The sequence below is a fragment of the Youxingia wuxianensis genome (assembly GCF_014385085.1).
Classification (GTDB): Bacteria; Bacillota; Clostridia; order Oscillospirales; family Ruminococcaceae; genus Youxingia; species Youxingia wuxianensis.
In genome coordinates this window covers 72,165-88,396 of record NZ_JACRTD010000003.1, presented here as the reverse complement: position 1 = coordinate 88,396, position 16,232 = coordinate 72,165, and the positions used below count along the sequence as shown (strand labels likewise).

The following is a 16,232-nucleotide window of genomic DNA, read 5'->3' as shown; positions in this document are numbered from 1 at the left end:
ACGATCACCGCACCCGAGCAAGTGGATTTAACATCCATAGACTTTCCTGATATCCGTTGGCTCCATGGTGTGTTCTACTGCAACAGCAGCGGCTCTGGCCGCGACAAAAAATACCATCCCTGGTCAGGGGTAAAGACCGACCTCGGAGAAATCGAGGAAAAAGCGTGGTGTCAAATTGCTGAGGCATTGATCAACCGCAAGGGAGAATCTGCTCTGCTCAAGTCCCTCATTGAATGGGAGACGAACCACAACTATGCTCACGCTTCCAAAGAGGTGGTCAGAAAAGAGGCCCTGCAATTGCATGTAGCCAGGCTGTTTGATAACCCACTCTGGGTCCACTTTGTCCCATTCAACCGACAATATCGCCCGGAGGTGCTGGAAACGGCACATCTTGTTACAGTTGTGAATGAATGCTGTAATACGCCTGGCGAAGTGACACAAGAGCAGGTCGACCAATCTGCAAATGGTATGATTGCCTGTCCCTGCTGTGGACGATGGAGTCCCTTCCACTGCGTGGAGCAGGCAGAAAATGAAGAAAACAAACTGGGAATGGAGATGATGCCGCAGTGAGTACGCAGGATCTCAAACTTTTTGATTTGCTGGATGGCCTTGAAATGACCAAGTCACAGTATGAGTGGTTGGCGCGCCGGTTTGAAAACATGACTGCAAAAGAGGCTCTGCTGTTTCGCGGGGCCATGCAGATCGAGCAGCCGCAAGCAACCTGCGATGTAATGCAGATTGCCAATCAGCTGGAGCACTACGAATTGCTCTATGGAGCCGGGAACGACTTTGCCCTGGGTAACTTCGTCATGGAGCATATCTTCTACCCTTCCTCCCAGACTCGGGAATTTCTTGACCCGGCAAAGGTAGGAGCGGCGTATCGCCAAAAAGACGGGAATACTTTCTGCGATGGAAATTTTATCAGACTTTCCTCGCCGCTTGATCTCTCTCAGAATAGCGACCCGGCGATGCTTCCCGACAGGGGCGACTACGGCATCCGGGTCAAGCTGGCAAGCCGCAACAATATGGAGGGCATCTGGGTCGGGTTTCCGGATACCAGCGAATATATGGACTCGTCCCACCCGGATGAATTGCTCCTTGCTTTGGATGCGTTGGATGCGGAGACGCTGACCGAGTGCATCGCTGTGGATGTAGACTGCTGCCTGCCTCAGCTGAGAGATATCCTCTCCCAGTATGATTCTGCCGCAGAGCTCATCCGCCACGCTATCGACTTCGGATATGTGTGGGCGGAACAGGGCCAGGGCGAACCCCGATGGCTGGACAAATGGCAGGCGGTCATGGAGCTGGAGGACTGTCATCAGCTGGACTATGCATTGGATCTGGCGCAGAACATCCACTGCTACAATTTCATGCCCCGTGACATGGAGGTAGCGGAGTATGGCAGGTTGCTGGCTAAGCAGGATGGTGTATATCCCAACGATGCTCTTCTTGCTGAATGCTTTGATGCCGAGGGCTACGCCAATCAGAAAATGAAGAACCTTGGCCTGTCGGCGGCAGAGCATGGGTATGTGTCCTGGAACGGGAGCGAGATCCTTTATGAGTACAGCCAGCCTCCCAGCAGCCCGACCATGTCCATGTAATAAGCAGCATGCCAGAGGTTGATGCAGGGGGGGTGATCCTACAGAAAAATAAATAGCCAGAAATAGCAATGGGGCCGTTTTTCCGAGAGGGATAAACGGCCCCCTCTTTTTTATGCCCTTTTTCGGAAAAACACCCCGGAAAGGAGGCGTCTATGCAGGAAGAACGGCTGGCGGAATTATTGGAACGCTATCACTCCGGTGAATCGAACGCCGCCACCAGCCGGGAGTTGGAGTGCGTTTTCTCCATCAAGGGAATCGAAGTGCGGCAGATGGTCAACCGCTTGCGCCGCAAGGGAATCCCCATCGCCAGCAGTGGCAGTGGGTACTTCTACGCCGCTACGGAACAGGAGGTGCGGGCGACCATCGCCCATCTGACACGGCGGATCAGCGGAATCGCTGCCGCTATTGCCGGCCTGAACCGATCCCTGGAGCAGTTTGATACCGCACAGACCCGGCTGCCATTGGAAGGCGGTGATGCGGTTGAATAGTTTCATGAGCTGGATTGGCGGCAAGAAAGCACTTCGAGAGCTCATCGTCACTTTGTTCCCAGTCTACTATGAGCGGTATATCGAGGTCTTTGGCGGGGGCGGTTGGGTGCTGTTCCATAAGCCCCCCGGCAATGATTTTGAGGTGTACAACGATTTCAACAGCTTGCTGGTCAACCTTTACCGCTGTGTAAGAGATAAGCCGCAGGAACTGATGGAAGCACTCAGATATGTGCTGAACTCGCGGGAGGATTTCGATGTGGTCCGCGCTACATTAGCCCGTGACAGTCCTGCCAGCGATGTTCAGAAGGCTGCATGGTTCTATGAATTGATCCGTTACAGCTATGCGGCTGGGCTGACCAGCTTCGGAAGTCAGCCCCACGATATGTGGAGCAATTTTCCCCTTATCGAGCAGGCTCACCGGCGCTTGGCCAAGGTGGTCATTGAAAACAAGGACTTTGAAAAGCTCATCCGGCAGTATGATCGTCCGGCAAGCCTATTCTATCTCGACCCTCCGTACCATGCCACCGAGGGCTACTACCAAAACATTGGCGAAGATGGCTTTACAGAAACGGATCATATCCGTTTGCGGGATGCATTGATGCGGATTGAGGGTAAGTTTCTTCTTTCCTACAACGATGACGAGTTCATTCGAAGTCTGTATGACCGGCCAGGTATCTATCTGATGGAAACCACCCGAATCAACAACATTAAGCAGCGGTATGATAACGGCGCCCAATTTCCTGAGCTTATCATCGCCAACTACGATATGCATGAGCGGCTCCGGGTAGCACCGTCTCAGATGAATCTGTTTGACCTGACTGGAGGTGATACAGCATGGCTGAAGTCGTGAGTGAGTTGGACAAGCTCCGTGAAGCGGCGAAACTGATTGAGGAGATGAGCCAAGGGCGCCTACAGGTTTGCCCCAGCGTCGTGGGACAGGTCTATATCCGGCCGGAAAACGAAGCCTACCTTGGGCTGGATATGCGGATCAACAGCATTCCAGGTCAGCTACGCTATCGAGTGACCTTCTCCTCTCAGATGCGACGGATGGGGGCGGACATGACCTCAGAAGGTCTCAGGGCGCTGCTGTCCGAGGTAGGTCAGACCTATGCGCTGCTAACTGCGCTCGAATCAAGGAGCTATACGCCCACGACAGAGGATCTGACAGCATTTCGGGAAGAACTGTTGGCGGAACAGGAAGCAAAGTCATTCCCAACTTTGAGTCAGACGATATAAAAGGAGGATAAAAGCAGATGAAATTTAACAAGCAGTTGTCGAATGGCGGCCTCTTTCTCCCCAGTGCCGCACTCAAAATCAGTGGTTTTGAGGACAGCGGTCAGGTTGAGATCCATGCGCTGAAGAATACAGCGGTCATTATGAAGCAGCAGATGACCGCTATGGAACTGATCCAGGCGCTGGACAGTCTGAATCAGCTGTTCATTAATCTCTCTTTCCATTTGGCCAAAACCTGCGGCGCCTGCAGCGGGTGTGAGGGCGAATGTCCCTTTGGGGATTTTGAGTACGACAAGATCGAACTGGACGATGATCTGCGGAAAGAAGCCGGCATTCCCACAGATGCCAAACTGAGTCTCTATGTGGACGAGGAGGATCACACGATTACCGTCTGCGAGGCCGGATATGATCACGACCTGCGGGATATTCCTCCCTACCTGTTGGAGATGATGGCCTTTTCCGGCATCTGCCTGGGCGAACTGGAGGAGCGGCTGATGGTCGGAGATATCATTTACGGCGGCAGCACTCGTAGCAGAAAGGAGTGCGAAGATGAGTAAGGTACACACCTCTGTAAAGATCCGCAAGGATGGCTCTCTGGTACTGCCGGCCTTTGTTATGCGCGGGATGGGCTATGCGCCGGGTGAGGAAGTTCCCATTACCACTCCGGCGGATCAGTATATCTGCGACTGTGACGCAAACAGCCTGCTGGTAAGCCGTGTTTGCGGGGATGCAGGATGCGCCGGCTATACCAGCGAGGAGCCTGAGCTCAATCTGCCGGCAGACCTGCTGGCGGAAGCGTCGATTCCTGTAGGAGAGGAAATCACCGTACTGGTGGCGGACGGTGCGCTGCTCATTGTTCCAACGACCGAAGACCTTCTGGAGTTACCGGTGGAGTTATGTTGTTTGCTCAACGAGCTGGGCATCAGTCCGTTGTCCATCCAGCTTCCGAACAAGTGCTGCCTGCCGTAAGGAGGTTTCAGGATGGAAAAAGAAATCTATCTTTACCCCTACTCTGCAGCCGAAGCTCGTACCAGGAACGAGCTGGCACTTTGGCGGGTGAGCTATCAGGCCAACGAGGAATGTGCCCGTGACATCGAGGAGCACATTCGCACTCATTTTGACGGTGCTCACCTGAATGATTCGATGCTGCAGCCCCTTTTGGATAAGTGGGGGTATAAGCGAATCAATTTCGTCCTTGCCAATACCCTGCAGGAGCTTAGCTACGATGGACGCTTCAGCCGAAAGAACCAAGAGTGGGCGAAAGCCACCTTCATTCCGCAAGACGGTACTCACAACATCTCGTTAATGGTCAAATCTCATCCTGCGGTATTGGATGGGTTCGTAAATATGGTGCGCGAGGCTTACAAGAATCTTGGCCTCTTCGGGCCGCAGCACTGTGAGCCGAACTCCTTCGAAAACCTCGACTACGAAGGCCGAGTGTTGGTGCTTTCACCAGACACCCTGAAGGAGAGCTGCTGGTCGCCCGAAAACCAGCTTTGGCTGGCCCATGATGGATTTGGCTGCTCGCCCCACGCCATTGGGCGCTCTATCCGATCCACCTGTCTTGGAGATGGAGAACAGACACGGTGGAATCGCACCGACTTCATCGGGGTGCTGCGGGAGGAGTTTCTCCCGGACTGGGCCAAAGAGAAACTGGCTGAGCTACAGGCAGAACAGCCCGATATGGGGGTGATGAAAATGACTTGATGAAACCAAGAAAGGAGGAATGCCGTCGTGAGCATTCAAATGAAAAATGGCTGTCTGGTTTACTATGGGAACCTCATTGGATACCAAGCCAAAAACCAGACCGAAGTCACCGTTGATCCGCAATTCCGCCGTGAGGAGCTGGAATCCTGGCTTGCACGGCGCGGACTCGTGCCTCGCTGGGAAGAAGGCGTCTATGAGCGCCTTTCCAACGAGGGCTTTCGCGTCAGTGACAGCTCGCCCGAGTTACAGTCCTGCCGAATCTGGCAGCTCAAGCCCGGTACGCCAATTCAGATGCGCTTCATTGGCCTTGATGCCATGGCGCAGAAGTTTGGCGGCCCCACACCTGAACAGTATCATGTGGTCTATGATGGCCGGATTCAGGACAATGACCTGGAAAAGCTCTGGAACAAATTCAGCCGTACTCCTCTTGGGCCGGACGGTCAGCCGCTGGCTATCTCCGATGTAGTAGAACTGTACAATGCATCTGGCAGTACCTTCTTCTACATTGATCGCTACGGGTTCCAGCCTATAGAATTTGTGGATCATCCCAGTCAGGATCAGTCAATGAGCATGACCCTGTAAATCCAGAAAGGAGGAATATTTCCATGGCAACCAAAGCCCAGAAAGCCACGACCCAGTCGGAATCCCCTCAGCAGCAGACGCTCCCCATGCAGTATGATGTTCGCATCCATTCTCTCCGTCTCGACGGCAACTGTCGGGCTCACGCCTCGGTAAACATCAACGGTTGTTTCGCCATCCGTGGAGTGAAGGTGATGGAGAGCAGTAAAGGACTGTTCGTCTCTATGCCCAGCTATCGCGCTGGCAACGGCGAGTACAAGGATATCTGCTTCCCTGTCACCAAAGAGGCCCGGCAAGAGTTCGACAATGCTGTTCTCGATGCCTATCAGCAGGCCCTGACCCAGAGCCAGCAGGTCGGAAGAACTGCCCCGGACCCTACGGTCCGGCAGGCACCGGGGCCTGAAATGGCGATGTAACCTGCCGTATCTGTGTATTACTGACCTGAATCATCCAATCCCAATCATTCATTCAAAATTCAAGGAGGAAATGAACCTATGAAGAAGCTGTATAACAAGATGATCAACACCATGAACTCCGTTTCCCGCAAGGCCGTTGGTACCGTCAACACTATGGCGTTTTCCGTCCGCACCGCCCTGAGCAACACCCGCGGCGAGGGTTACATCGACACCGCCGTGAAGATCCTGATTGCCGTGGTGCTTGGCGCCCTGCTGCTGGCTGGCCTGTACACCCTGTTCGGTGACACCGTGCTGCCCACCGTGACCCAGCGGGTGGAAGACATGTTCAACTATGCCGGCTGATGCTGCGGTTCGTTCCGTATGGTTTTTCTGCACGCTTGCGCTGGCATCCGCCGCTGACCTGCGGCGACATCTCATTCCAAACACCTTTTGTATCCTGACTGCCGTGGCGGGGCTGATTGCAATCAGCCCCGCCCGTTTTGTTGGGCAAATACTTGGTCCACTTGCTGCTCTGCCATTTCTTGGGGTGGCAATGATTTTTCCAGACAGGGCTGGCGGAGGCGATATCAAGTTTGTTGCCTCTGTAGGCTTTGTTCTGGGTCTGCTCCCAACATTGTGGGGAGGCATTCTGGGCCTATCACTCGCCATCGGCTATGCTGCCGCACGGGCCTGCATTGAAAAGCACTGCGCTGCCACACCAACACCAATCGGCGAAATTGCCATCCCCTTGGCTCCCTTTCTTTCCATTGGTTTTGCCATTTTCTATGTTTTGGAGGTTATGACATGAAAAAGTTCCGTATTGAGAAAAAGACCGCCATTAAGTGCATCGGCATTCTGGCTCCCTTGGCTGCCGCTGCCATCATTGTGCCCAAGGCAATTCGTCACAAGAACGCGTTGCGCGTGTAAGCATCGCCATTCCAGTTAAAACGAGGAGGTTATACCCTGTATGAGTTTTCTGAGAAATCGTACTGTGATCGGAGTGTTTTGTATTCTGCTCTCCGTCCTCATCTGCTTCGGCCTGACACCGCTCTTCAACCGGGCGGTATCCCAGAAGGTCGAAATCGTCCGGGTCACCCAGCCGATACGCGCTGGTGAACAGATCACCGATGATATGGTTCAGCTGGTACAGGTAGGTGGGTACAATCTGCCTGACAATGTTCTACATGAGAAGGGCAATGCCGTAGGCAAATATGCTACGGCTGACCTTGCTGTAGGCGATTATATTATCAACACCAAACTCTCTGATGTGCCGGCGGCTGATAACGCCTATCTCTATGACCTTGACGGCAGCCAGCAGGCCATCTCGGTTACAATCCGCTCTTTTGCCAACGGTCTGTCGGGCAAGCTGCAGAGCGGCGATATTGTTTCTGTTGTTGCCCCTGACTACAAACAGCAAGGCCAGACCGTCATCCCACCTGAGCTTCAGTATGTGGAAGTGATCAGCGTGACTGCGTCCACCGGGTATGATGCCAACACCGGGGAGGCTCAGACCGACGATGAGGATGGAAAAGAGCTACCCAGTACGGTCACACTGCTTGTCACGCCTGAACAGAGCAAGGTACTGGCCGAACTGGAGGAGGAAGGTACAATCCATCTGACTCTGGTCTACCGTGGAAGCAAGGAGAATGCGGAAAAGTTCCTCACCGCACAGGATGATGTCCTGTTGGAGCTCTATCCTCCCGAGCCTGATCCCGAGGAAGCGTCCCAGGAGGAAACCACGCAGGAGGAAACTCCCACAGGAACCGACAATCCTGAAGAAACGGAGGTGGAAACTCCCACAGAGTCTGAGGAGGTGGTCTGATGCTGAACTTCAAGAAAGGGAGCATCTTCTCCCGTTCGGCGGGCAATGAAGATGCCTACGAGGAATATGAGCAGGAGGACCAGGGGGGCGTGCTGGCAGTCTGGGGCAGCCCCGGCAGTGGCAAGACCACAGTCGCCGCACGGATTGCAAAGCACCTTGCCGGCAAGCGTAAAAACACGATTCTTCTCCTCTGCGATATGTCCGCCCCCATGCTGCCCTGCATCTGCCCACCCAGGGATCTCGAAAACAAAGGATCTCTGGGGAGCGTCTTGGCTGCCGCCCATGTGTCTGACAGTTTAATCAAGAATAACCTTACCACCCATAAACGGTTGGACTATCTCTCCATATTGGGGCTGGTCAAGGGTGAGTCGGAATACACCTACCCACCCTATAGCGATGTGCAGGCCCGTGAGTTGATCGATGGCCTGCGGAACATCGCACCTTATGTGGTGATCGATTGTGGAAGCTATATTGCCAACGATATACTGTCTGCCGTTGCGCTGATGGAATCTGACGCTGTCCTTCGTCTCGCAAATGCAGACCTGAAATCTATCAGTTATCTGTCCAGCCAGCTCCCACTTCTGAAGGATGCTGGCTGGGACTTGGACAAACAGTATAAAACCGCCAGCAATGTCAAACCCCAGCAGGCTGGTGACCACATGGCAAAGGCGCTGGGTACGGTGGCATTTACACTGCCGTACTCCGCTGAGGTGGAGTCCCTGTATCTGGCTGGTGATCTGCTGGGCGAACTTTCCATGAAGGATAGCCGGGTCTTCCGCAAGGAAATTGAGAAGATTTCCAAGGAGGTGTTTGGGTGTTAGGAGAAAAGCGTAACCTGTCCCTCTTTGGCTCCCAGCCTGCCCAGGAGGAGAAGCAAGTCAAGCACATCACCGTAGACCGTGACGGTGAAAAGAAGGACATTCCGCTGTACTTCGGCCCGGACTGGCCTGTCGTCAACGGCACTGGTGATACTGTTCCTTCTCCCAGTGATGACCCGTCCGCCTGCCAAGCAGAGGCCACTGCGGAAAAAACAGAAGAAACGATTCCTGTCGAGCCTATACCGCAGGATACACCCGCCGGTATAGCCGACAACTCACCGGACTCAGATGTGCGGTATCCCGATGATTCTCCACGCAGAATACTGGCCAGCACTACTGTGGTGGCCAACCGTACACATGCACTTTTCTTTGCACCGGAGGGCGACAGCCGGGACTTCAACAGTGTTCTCAAGGAAGTGCAGGAGTATATCTCCGGCAAATATTCCTCCCTGATCACCGATGGTGGGGACGAGGATGCCAAAAGTCAGATCAAGCGGTATATCACCAAGTATGTGCAGGACCAGCGTATTGCGGTCAAGGGATATTCCGCCGATGGACTGGTGGATGCCCTCTACACGGAAATGGCGGAATTTGGCCTCCTTACCAAGTATATCTTCGGAACCGGCATTGAGGAGATCAACATCAACTCCTGGCGGGACATTGAAGTGCTGTACTCCAACGGCCAAATGGTCAAGCTGGATGAGCACTTTGACAGCCCCGGCCACGCCATCAATGTGATCCGCCGTATGCTTCATGTTTCTGGTATGGTGTTGGATAACGCCAGCCCCGCGGTCCTGGGCCACCTCAGCAAGAACATTCGAATCGCTGTTCTCAAGACTCCTCTGGTCGATGAGGATGTGGGCGTCACCGCCTCCATCCGTATTGTCAACCCGCAGAACATGCAAAAGGATGACTTTGTCCGTGGCGGCACCGCTACTGGGGACATGCTGGACTTCCTGTCCGCCTGCCTGCGGTACGGTGTTTCCGTTTGTGTGGCCGGAGCCACCGGCAGCGGCAAGACCACAGTGGCTGGATGGCTGCTGACCACGATCCCCGACAACAAGCGTGTGTTCACCATTGAGAATGGTTCCCGTGAGCTGGATCTGGTTCGTGAGAAGGACGGCAAGGTCTGTAACAGCGTCATCCACACCATCACCCGTGAGTCCGAGAACGCCAAACAGAACATCGATCAGGACATGCTGCTGGATATGGCGCTGCGTTACCACCCCGATATCATCTGCGTGGGCGAGATGCGATCCGCCGAGGCGTATGCGGCGCAAGAAGCTGCTCGTACTGGCCACGGTGTGTTGACCACCATTCACTCCAACTCCTCTCAGGCCACTTGGCGGCGCATGGTCACGCTGTGTAAGCGCAAGCATGAGATGTCCGATGATACCCTCATGGATCTGGTTACCGAGGCGTTTCCTGTGGTGGCCTTTGCCAAGCAACTGGAGGACAAGAGCCGTAAGATCATGGAGATCATGGAATGTGTGATCCAGCCGGATGGCTCACGCCAGTATAATACCCTCTATCATTTTGCGATTGAGGACAACCGGCTGGAGGACGGCAAGTATTATATCGATGGGCACCATGAGCCAGTCCATCCGATCTCCGCCAATCTTCAAAAACACTTCATCGACAACGGAATGCCGCAACAGGAGCTGGACAGACTCCTGGCGGGATTCCATCAAAAATAAGGAGGTGAACCCGTGTGACGACCATACAGCTTATGGCCTGCATTGGCATGGTAGTTGGCTTTTTCGTGCTTCTGGGCATCACCCCCTCGGATTTTACCGAGGGGGTATTCCGGCAGATTACCAGCAAGCCCAAGAGCCTCCGGGACGAGATCAACGAGTCCACGCAGCGCAAGAAAAAATTTGTTTTGCGCCGGGAGATCGAGGAGAGCCAAAATATTCTTCGCATGACAGGGCGAGAGGCAAAGTTTCCGGCAATCTGCGCTATGTCTCTTCTGCTCTTTCTGGTGGGCGCATCTTTCGCTTTTCTCCTCGGCAACTTCTTCCTCGTTCCTGTCCTGGCCGCAGGAATGATGTTCATCCCATTTTGGTATATCAAGCTAACTGCGGCCTACTTCAAAAAGGCAATCTCCGCAGAACTGGAAACAGCACTTTCCATCATTACCACATCCTATCTCCGTAATGAGGACATCCAGACCGCAGTCGAGGAGAATCTGGAATACCTCAATCCACCGGTCAAAAACGCCTTTGCCGAGTTTCTGACCAGAATTAAGCTGGTCGATCCGGATGTAGATGCCGCCCTGCGGGATCTCAGCACCAAGATCGACAATGCAGTCTTCCGGGAATGGGTGGCCGCACTTTTGACATGCCGCTATGATCGTGGTATGAAGACTACTCTGACGCCTATTGTCGCCAAGCTGAGCGATATGCGGATCGTCAATGGCGATCTGGAAAACATGGTTTTTGAACCCCGCAAGGAGTTCATTGTTATGCAGATCCTCGTTCTCGGCAATATCCCACTGCTCTATTTTCTCAATCAGGAATGGTACGATATCCTGATGCACACGCCGATGGGACAGATCATCTTGGCTGTTTGTGCGGCTGTGTTGTTTGTCAGTACAGCCGCAGTCATCAAATTGACTCAGCCCATCGAATATAAGAGGTGACGCTATGGAGTTTTTATTGATTTTGTGCGGTGCCTCTCTGGCGCTTGGTCTCTTTTTTATCGCGGCAGATTTGTTCAAGCTGCCTCGTCTTGCTACACAAAAGGCGCTGCTTTCTGCCGGCCGCCAGGAAAAAAAGCAGGCACGCACCACGGATGTACTGCTCATGGGCTGGGCTGTCAAACTGGCCCCTCATATCCACATGGATGAGTACAAGTACAGCCGTCTGAAAAACACACTGAATGCCGCTGGACTTGGCATGACACCGGAGGAATATACCGCTTTTGCCATTGTGAAAACCGCAGCGGTGATGCTGGGCGTGATCCCTTGCTTATTTCTGTTCCCGCTGTTGGCCTTGGTCGTGATCCTTTTGGCGGTAATGGTCTATTTCAAAGAGATTCGCCGGGCAGATGAAAAACTGTCTGGCAAGCGGGATGAGATTGAGTCTGAACTGCCGCGATTTGTGGCCACGATTACACAAGAGCTGGCCAACAGCCGTGATGTGCTGAGCATGGTGGAACACTACAAGCAGAACGCAGGAGCCACTTTCGCTGCTGAGCTTGACATTCTCACCGCAGATATGCGCTCTGGTTCCTACGAGGCAGCACTGACCCGCTTTGAGGCCCGCTTCAATTCGCCGCTACTCTCCGATGTGGTTAGAGGACTCATTGGTGTGCTGCGAGGAGACGATGGCGTCCACTACTTCCAAATGCTCGCCCATGACATGAAACAACTGGAACTCCAGCGGCTAAAGGCGAAGGCGATGAAGATCCCGCCCAAGATTCGGGTTTTCTCCTTCATCCTGCTCATGTGCTTCCTGGTGACCTATCTGGCCATCATTATCTTCCAGATTCTGAACTCCCTTAGCGGAATGTTCTAAGAAAGGGGGCCATTTCATGAACTATAAAAATGAACTGAAGAAAAAAATCAGTGCAGATTATGAGCGGCGGGTCAAACAGTGGATGTCATCTGATCCGGCGCAGCTGGTGGATGCCGCCGAAACCATTGCCGCTGCGAGACTGATTCGTGACAATCTCGACGATGCTATTACTACGCAGGACGCAAAATTCCTGCTTGATCTGGACGATCCTCTGGGGTATGTCACCGACCGCTGGATCTCGGAAAACGGTGCGGACAACTCTCACAAAGAGGAACTTCAGCACTGCGTATGGACGCTTCAACAGGATTTTGGCGAAGGCCAAGCCCCTGCGACTGTCCGAGATTTCCTGATGGAACACAAGGGCGGAGTGTTTTCACTGATGACACCCTGCGGTTATGTTTCTATGACGGAGGCGCAGGCGGAAAGCCTGCTCGATGGACACGGCATAAAGTCGCACCCCGGTGTGGCGGGTGTTTCTATGGAGGTTTCTGCCGACGAGATCCTCACACAGACGGTCAAGTCGGCAAACCGGCAGAATGGTGTGTGGTATCTCCTGACGGAATCCCCTGAGCAGACGCAGAGTCCCCCGGAAATGGAGGTGAACATGTGCTGAAACGAGTCTTGCGCTCCCGCCGCGGCGAAGGCTACATTGATGTCTGCGTCCTGGTGATATGCGCCATGCTGGTCATTGCGATGGCTGTTAAAATCATGCCTGTCTACATCGCCAAACAGCAGCTGGACACCTTTGCTACAGAGCTTGTGCGTGAGGCAGAGCTGTATGGCCGCGTAGGAACTGAAACCACCCGCCGGGCTCAGTCACTGCGGGAGCAGACAGGTCTGGACCCAGATATCAGCTGGAGCAGCACGGGCCGCATCCAGCTCAACCAAGAGATTACTGTCGTCCTGACCTATGAAACCAACCTGGGCCTCTTTGCCGGATTTGGCAGCTTTCCAATCACCCTCCGCTCCGAGGCGACGGGAAAAAGTGAGGTGTATTGGAAATGAGTCGATTCAAACAAGCAATCAGGGACCGCCGGGGCATTTCCTTTCCGTTGATTATCGCCGTCACGCTTTCCCTTGTGATCCTTCTGTGCGGTGTCAGTGAATACCTCCGTCTCCTCATCGTGGCGCAGGGGGTCCGGGATGCTGTTCAGGAGGCGGTCATTTCTACCGTCAACGACAACTATGACGATGTGTACCATGGGGTGCGTGAGGGCTACTCTGGTGCTTATCAGCCTATGGCCGGAGACTTTGAAGAATCACTGGACTACGGCGACATCTATGGCCGACTGGACGCCCTTTTGAACCTGACTAATCAGAGCGGCTACCATGTGCAATATACAGAGGATGGCAAAATGGAGTTTCGCGTGTGGGATCTAAGTGTCGACCTTCAGAACGCATCCTTCGCATCGGCCGACAGTGCTGGCAACCGGCTGATTGCTGACTGTGAAATCGAGCTGGAGGTGCCAGTTTCCTTTGGTGGCAGGCTTTTACCGCCCATGCGGATGACCGTAAAAGTAAGCGCCGGGTACACACCCCGCTTTTGACCAGGCGGTTAAAAATCTCTCTTTTGTAACCGATGCAATTATAGACTTCCGCACTCTTTTGTGGTAGGGTTCGAGTTGACAAGAGGTATACGGTGTAGGAAAATGATACCAAGTGTATCAATCAGCCGCTATACCAAGTTAGCCGATGAAACAATCGGCCTGAGAGCCGACTCACAGAAAAGGAGGATACCCATGAAAGACAGTACAAAAAAGTGGCTGACCATTACTGGCGGTCTTGTGATCTGTGCAATCCTGGTGTTCGTGATTGCCCAGCAGTTCACGAAAGAAAAGGCTACTGACGCTTTACCTCCCACCAGTAGCTCCCAACAGGGTGAGGTGGTGGTTGATCCGGACGGCAGCAATCCCACTACCGATCCTGATGCCTCTTCTGACATCAGTGAAGATGATCTCACCATCAATCCCCAGACCTCGCCCAATGACACCGGCACAAATGCTGGAAACGGTGCAATCTCAAGCGGAACGGAGCAAACCATCCAAGCAGATCCCGAGGTGCCGGAGAAGCCTGACGAGGAGACACTGACCGACCCCAGCCAAAAACCTGACGGCACTCCGGTCGAGGGAACCCCTACTCCTGAGGACCACGACAACTACCAGCCGCCCCAGCAGCCGTCCACCAATACTGGGGGTGGGTTGCCCGGTTTCGAGAATGTCCCCAACGCCGGTGGGAACCAGGGCGGAACAATCGACAGCGATGGCGATATCAACAAACAGGTCGGCACAATGGGCTGATCCAATCAATATGGCAGAAAAGCACAGCTTCGGCTGTGCTTTTTTATTGCCTGAAAGGAGGCAAAATGAAACGAATTATCAGTGTCCTGCTGTCGTTTGCCATCATGTTGACTGCCCTTTGTGTCCCGGCATTTGCCGAAGGTGGAACCGGTGGATCTGGCAATATAGACGGTGGCGGCGGGAGCATGGGCAATGCAACGAGCCATGGCAGTTGGAATCCCGGCAATGAAGGCGTCCGGATTACCGTTGTCCGAGCAAGTGATCATGCGGTTGTGACCACGCCTTTCGATCTAACGAATAAGCAACCAGCTGCAGGTATTTATCATTTTGGAAAAGTAAGCAAAATCCAGTATAACGGTGGAGCAGCTTTGTCACCTGTTCAAGGTGGATATTCCTACAAGAACCCTGCTCAGCCAATTCCCAGAATCATCAGCACCAATGGAAACAATAACATTGAAGCAATCAAACGGTATTTTTGCTCCGAGTATGCTGTGAAGCTGATTGCCGAACAGACAGGAATGGATTACGAGACGCTCATTGGCGGTGAGTATAAAATTCTCCTTGAACCCATTGCCTACTACAAATATGAAGGCGTCATGATCGCAACAACGGCTACTGAGGCAGCGATGTATGACGAAGTCGTCAGTGGTCACCTGCGAACATGGATGGGCAGCCTGACGCACAAGAACCTGCCACTCTCGATGTTTTTGGAAACGGCAGACCTGGGGTACCCCGCATGGTCCGGCTCTACAACCCAGCATGCCACCAATTCGGCCATCAAATCTTCATTGGGGCTTGGCATTGTTCGATTTGAAGAACAGCCTGAAGAACCGACCGTCACCACCTACGATTATGAGTATCGGACCAATACCGAAGTCATCACAGCCGTGGAAGTCAGTGGTGGGCAGAGCGATCCCGATAATCCTGTTACCGTTCGGTTCAACATTCTCGGAACGACTTATACCGTCAGCAATGTCTATTACCCGGACGGAGATTCCCAATTGGCATGGGTGCGGTGGACAACGCCTGATACGCCGCAGGATGTAACCATTACAGTAAGCGTATCCGGTCCAGGATCTGCACAAGGCACCATCCAATGCAAGATTGTTGACCTTGATGAGAATCCACCACCCAACCCAGTGGCGGATGACCGCAATGATTCCTTTTCACCGTCTGCAGTACCATCCAGAGCAGAAAAGACATCAGCCCAGTGGAGCATATGGCGACCGTGGTGGTATGCGTACTGGGTGTGGCACAGCACTGGCAAGGATAGCGGATACTGGTGTGACCACGGATGGTGGGAATTTGACCTGGACCGCTACAGCGCCAGTCTGAGTGCCTCCATGACTATTACCCCCGATACAATGAATCCCACTGCCAGCGGAACCACAATGAAATCCGGCTACGGAATCAATGAAGTGGTCACCGCCAGAGTCAGCAGCTCCCAACGCTCGGCAACTACTGCCCTTCAGAATGCGGTCAGCTACTTCCCGGAATTTAACTACGACTCGTTCTGGCGGCTGCTGGATCGTGTCTCAATCAGCTCATCCTCCTCTCGCTTGGAATTCCAGACAAACGAATATAGTACCTACAACCGGCGCACTCATTTTACACCTATCTGGTATCCGGACGGTGCCTATACCGTCAACACATGGGTAATCGACTGCTGGACGCCGGTGGGGATGCTCTCTGTCAATCTCAGTGACACGCTCACGATCAGCGGGAATCTCTGGGATGACTGGCATATAGCGCCGATGCGATAACAGGAGGTGCC

At 53.5% G+C, this 16,232-nt stretch carries 23 protein-coding genes; all 23 read left to right on the top strand.

Going from position 1 to position 16,232, the window contains the following annotated elements; all coding sequences use genetic code 11:
• Window positions 1–21 precede the first annotated feature (21 nt).
• The 23 genes from H8705_RS04695 to H8705_RS04585 all read left to right on the top strand — a co-directional run bounded on the left by H8705_RS04695 (window position 22) and on the right by H8705_RS04585 (window position 16,221).
• Window positions 22–570 carry a hypothetical protein gene (locus tag H8705_RS04695; protein WP_207730448.1) on the top strand — a complete coding sequence of 183 codons (549 nt, stop codon included), beginning with the start codon at window positions 22–24 and terminating at the stop codon, window positions 568–570.
• Window positions 567–1,601, top strand: coding sequence for a hypothetical protein (locus tag H8705_RS04690; RefSeq protein WP_262394672.1), 1,035 nt, complete (start codon window positions 567–569; stop codon window positions 1,599–1,601). Before H8705_RS04695 ends, H8705_RS04690 begins: the two co-directional genes overlap by 4 nt.
• 152 nt (window positions 1,602–1,753) lie before the next feature.
• Complete coding sequence (locus H8705_RS04685) at window positions 1,754–2,089, top strand: hypothetical protein (RefSeq protein WP_055270309.1); 336 nt, start codon at window positions 1,754–1,756, stop codon at window positions 2,087–2,089.
• 4 nt (window positions 2,090–2,093) lie between these two features.
• Window positions 2,094–2,939, top strand: a complete 846-nt coding sequence (locus tag H8705_RS04680) for a DNA adenine methylase (protein ID WP_055270477.1) — start codon at window positions 2,094–2,096, stop codon at window positions 2,937–2,939.
• Window positions 2,924–3,325 carry a hypothetical protein gene (locus tag H8705_RS04675; protein WP_193537039.1) on the top strand — a complete coding sequence of 134 codons (402 nt, stop codon included), beginning with the start codon at window positions 2,924–2,926 and terminating at the stop codon, window positions 3,323–3,325. The genes H8705_RS04680 and H8705_RS04675 overlap by 16 nt, the downstream gene beginning before the upstream one ends.
• Window positions 3,326–3,342: 17 nt before the next feature.
• Complete coding sequence (locus H8705_RS04670; protein WP_055270313.1) at window positions 3,343–3,879, top strand: hypothetical protein; 537 nt, start codon at window positions 3,343–3,345, stop codon at window positions 3,877–3,879.
• A complete protein-coding gene (locus tag H8705_RS04665) occupies window positions 3,872–4,291 on the top strand; it encodes an AbrB/MazE/SpoVT family DNA-binding domain-containing protein (RefSeq protein WP_119346906.1) in 420 nt (139 codons plus the stop codon). The genes H8705_RS04670 and H8705_RS04665 overlap by 8 nt, the downstream gene beginning before the upstream one ends.
• A 12-nt stretch (window positions 4,292–4,303) precedes the next feature.
• Complete coding sequence (locus H8705_RS04660) at window positions 4,304–5,029, top strand: DUF3849 domain-containing protein (RefSeq protein ID WP_262394671.1); 726 nt, start codon at window positions 4,304–4,306, stop codon at window positions 5,027–5,029.
• 27 nt (window positions 5,030–5,056) lie between these two features.
• Entirely contained in the window at window positions 5,057–5,611 is a 555-nt protein-coding gene (locus tag H8705_RS04655; RefSeq protein ID WP_262394670.1) for a YodL domain-containing protein, read from the top strand.
• A gap of 23 nt (window positions 5,612–5,634) precedes the next feature.
• Entirely contained in the window at window positions 5,635–6,024 is a 390-nt protein-coding gene (locus tag H8705_RS04650) for a SpoVG family protein (protein ID WP_055270319.1), read from the top strand.
• Between the two features lie 153 nt (window positions 6,025–6,177).
• The gene (locus H8705_RS04645) at window positions 6,178–6,366 is read left to right on the top strand and encodes a DUF6133 family protein (RefSeq protein ID WP_392392073.1); all 189 of its coding nucleotides are present in this window, start codon (window positions 6,178–6,180) and stop codon (window positions 6,364–6,366) included.
• Window positions 6,356–6,811 (top strand): prepilin peptidase, encoded by a 456-nt coding sequence (locus tag H8705_RS04640; RefSeq protein WP_193537031.1) that lies wholly within the window; start codon window positions 6,356–6,358, stop codon window positions 6,809–6,811. Before H8705_RS04645 ends, H8705_RS04640 begins: the two co-directional genes overlap by 11 nt.
• Complete coding sequence (locus H8705_RS04635; protein WP_262394669.1) at window positions 6,808–6,930, top strand: hypothetical protein; 123 nt, start codon at window positions 6,808–6,810, stop codon at window positions 6,928–6,930. The genes H8705_RS04640 and H8705_RS04635 overlap by 4 nt, the downstream gene beginning before the upstream one ends.
• Window positions 6,931–6,970: 40 nt before the next feature.
• Window positions 6,971–7,825, top strand: a complete 855-nt coding sequence (gene cpaB / locus H8705_RS04630; protein WP_193537029.1) for a Flp pilus assembly protein CpaB — start codon at window positions 6,971–6,973, stop codon at window positions 7,823–7,825.
• Entirely contained in the window at window positions 7,825–8,646 is an 822-nt protein-coding gene (locus H8705_RS04625) for a P-loop NTPase family protein (protein WP_193537027.1), read from the top strand. Before cpaB ends, H8705_RS04625 begins: the two co-directional genes overlap by 1 nt.
• Before the next feature lie 287 nt (window positions 8,647–8,933).
• Window positions 8,934–10,340 (top strand): ATPase, T2SS/T4P/T4SS family, encoded by a 1,407-nt coding sequence (locus tag H8705_RS04620; RefSeq protein ID WP_449355350.1) that lies wholly within the window; start codon window positions 8,934–8,936, stop codon window positions 10,338–10,340.
• Between the two features lie 14 nt (window positions 10,341–10,354).
• Window positions 10,355–11,284, top strand: a complete 930-nt coding sequence (locus tag H8705_RS04615) for a type II secretion system F family protein (protein WP_055270327.1) — start codon at window positions 10,355–10,357, stop codon at window positions 11,282–11,284.
• Window positions 11,285–11,288: 4 nt separating this feature from the next.
• The gene (locus tag H8705_RS04610; protein ID WP_262394668.1) at window positions 11,289–12,161 is read left to right on the top strand and encodes a secretion protein F; all 873 of its coding nucleotides are present in this window, start codon (window positions 11,289–11,291) and stop codon (window positions 12,159–12,161) included.
• Between the two features lie 16 nt (window positions 12,162–12,177).
• Window positions 12,178–12,774, top strand: coding sequence for a hypothetical protein (locus tag H8705_RS04605; protein ID WP_055270331.1), 597 nt, complete (start codon window positions 12,178–12,180; stop codon window positions 12,772–12,774).
• A complete protein-coding gene (locus tag H8705_RS04600) occupies window positions 12,771–13,166 on the top strand; it encodes a DUF4320 family protein (protein WP_392392072.1) in 396 nt (131 codons plus the stop codon). The genes H8705_RS04605 and H8705_RS04600 overlap by 4 nt, the downstream gene beginning before the upstream one ends.
• A complete protein-coding gene (locus H8705_RS04595) occupies window positions 13,163–13,708 on the top strand; it encodes a hypothetical protein (protein WP_055270334.1) in 546 nt (181 codons plus the stop codon). The genes H8705_RS04600 and H8705_RS04595 overlap by 4 nt, the downstream gene beginning before the upstream one ends.
• Before the next feature lie 192 nt (window positions 13,709–13,900).
• A complete protein-coding gene (locus tag H8705_RS04590) occupies window positions 13,901–14,458 on the top strand; it encodes a DUF6550 family protein (RefSeq protein ID WP_204738068.1) in 558 nt (185 codons plus the stop codon).
• 65 nt (window positions 14,459–14,523) lie between these two features.
• The gene (locus H8705_RS04585) at window positions 14,524–16,221 is read left to right on the top strand and encodes a hypothetical protein (protein WP_262394666.1); all 1,698 of its coding nucleotides are present in this window, start codon (window positions 14,524–14,526) and stop codon (window positions 16,219–16,221) included.
• The last annotated feature ends 11 nt before the right edge of the window (window positions 16,222–16,232 follow it).

Coding starts and splice junctions, on each gene's coding strand:
- H8705_RS04660 (WP_262394671.1), top strand. CDS start 4,304: ATGGAAAAAGAAATCTATCTTTACCCCTACTCTGCAGCCGAAGCTCGT.
- H8705_RS04670 (WP_055270313.1), top strand. CDS start 3,343: ATGAAATTTAACAAGCAGTTGTCGAATGGCGGCCTCTTTCTCCCCAGT.
- H8705_RS04685 (WP_055270309.1), top strand. CDS start 1,754: ATGCAGGAAGAACGGCTGGCGGAATTATTGGAACGCTATCACTCCGGT.
- H8705_RS04610 (WP_262394668.1), top strand. CDS start 11,289: ATGGAGTTTTTATTGATTTTGTGCGGTGCCTCTCTGGCGCTTGGTCTC.
- H8705_RS04680 (WP_055270477.1), top strand. CDS start 2,094: ATGAGCTGGATTGGCGGCAAGAAAGCACTTCGAGAGCTCATCGTCACT.
- H8705_RS04665 (WP_119346906.1), top strand. CDS start 3,872: ATGAGTAAGGTACACACCTCTGTAAAGATCCGCAAGGATGGCTCTCTG.
- H8705_RS04650 (WP_055270319.1), top strand. CDS start 5,635: ATGGCAACCAAAGCCCAGAAAGCCACGACCCAGTCGGAATCCCCTCAG.
- H8705_RS04625 (WP_193537027.1), top strand. CDS start 7,825: ATGCTGAACTTCAAGAAAGGGAGCATCTTCTCCCGTTCGGCGGGCAAT.
- H8705_RS04635 (WP_262394669.1), top strand. CDS start 6,808: ATGAAAAAGTTCCGTATTGAGAAAAAGACCGCCATTAAGTGCATCGGC.
- cpaB (WP_193537029.1), top strand. CDS start 6,971: ATGAGTTTTCTGAGAAATCGTACTGTGATCGGAGTGTTTTGTATTCTG.
- H8705_RS04605 (WP_055270331.1), top strand. CDS start 12,178: ATGAACTATAAAAATGAACTGAAGAAAAAAATCAGTGCAGATTATGAG.
- H8705_RS04585 (WP_262394666.1), top strand. CDS start 14,524: ATGAAACGAATTATCAGTGTCCTGCTGTCGTTTGCCATCATGTTGACT.
- H8705_RS04595 (WP_055270334.1), top strand. CDS start 13,163: ATGAGTCGATTCAAACAAGCAATCAGGGACCGCCGGGGCATTTCCTTT.
- H8705_RS04590 (WP_204738068.1), top strand. CDS start 13,901: ATGAAAGACAGTACAAAAAAGTGGCTGACCATTACTGGCGGTCTTGTG.
- H8705_RS04675 (WP_193537039.1), top strand. CDS start 2,924: ATGGCTGAAGTCGTGAGTGAGTTGGACAAGCTCCGTGAAGCGGCGAAA.
- H8705_RS04645 (WP_392392073.1), top strand. CDS start 6,178: ATGGCGTTTTCCGTCCGCACCGCCCTGAGCAACACCCGCGGCGAGGGT.
- H8705_RS04640 (WP_193537031.1), top strand. CDS start 6,356: ATGCCGGCTGATGCTGCGGTTCGTTCCGTATGGTTTTTCTGCACGCTT.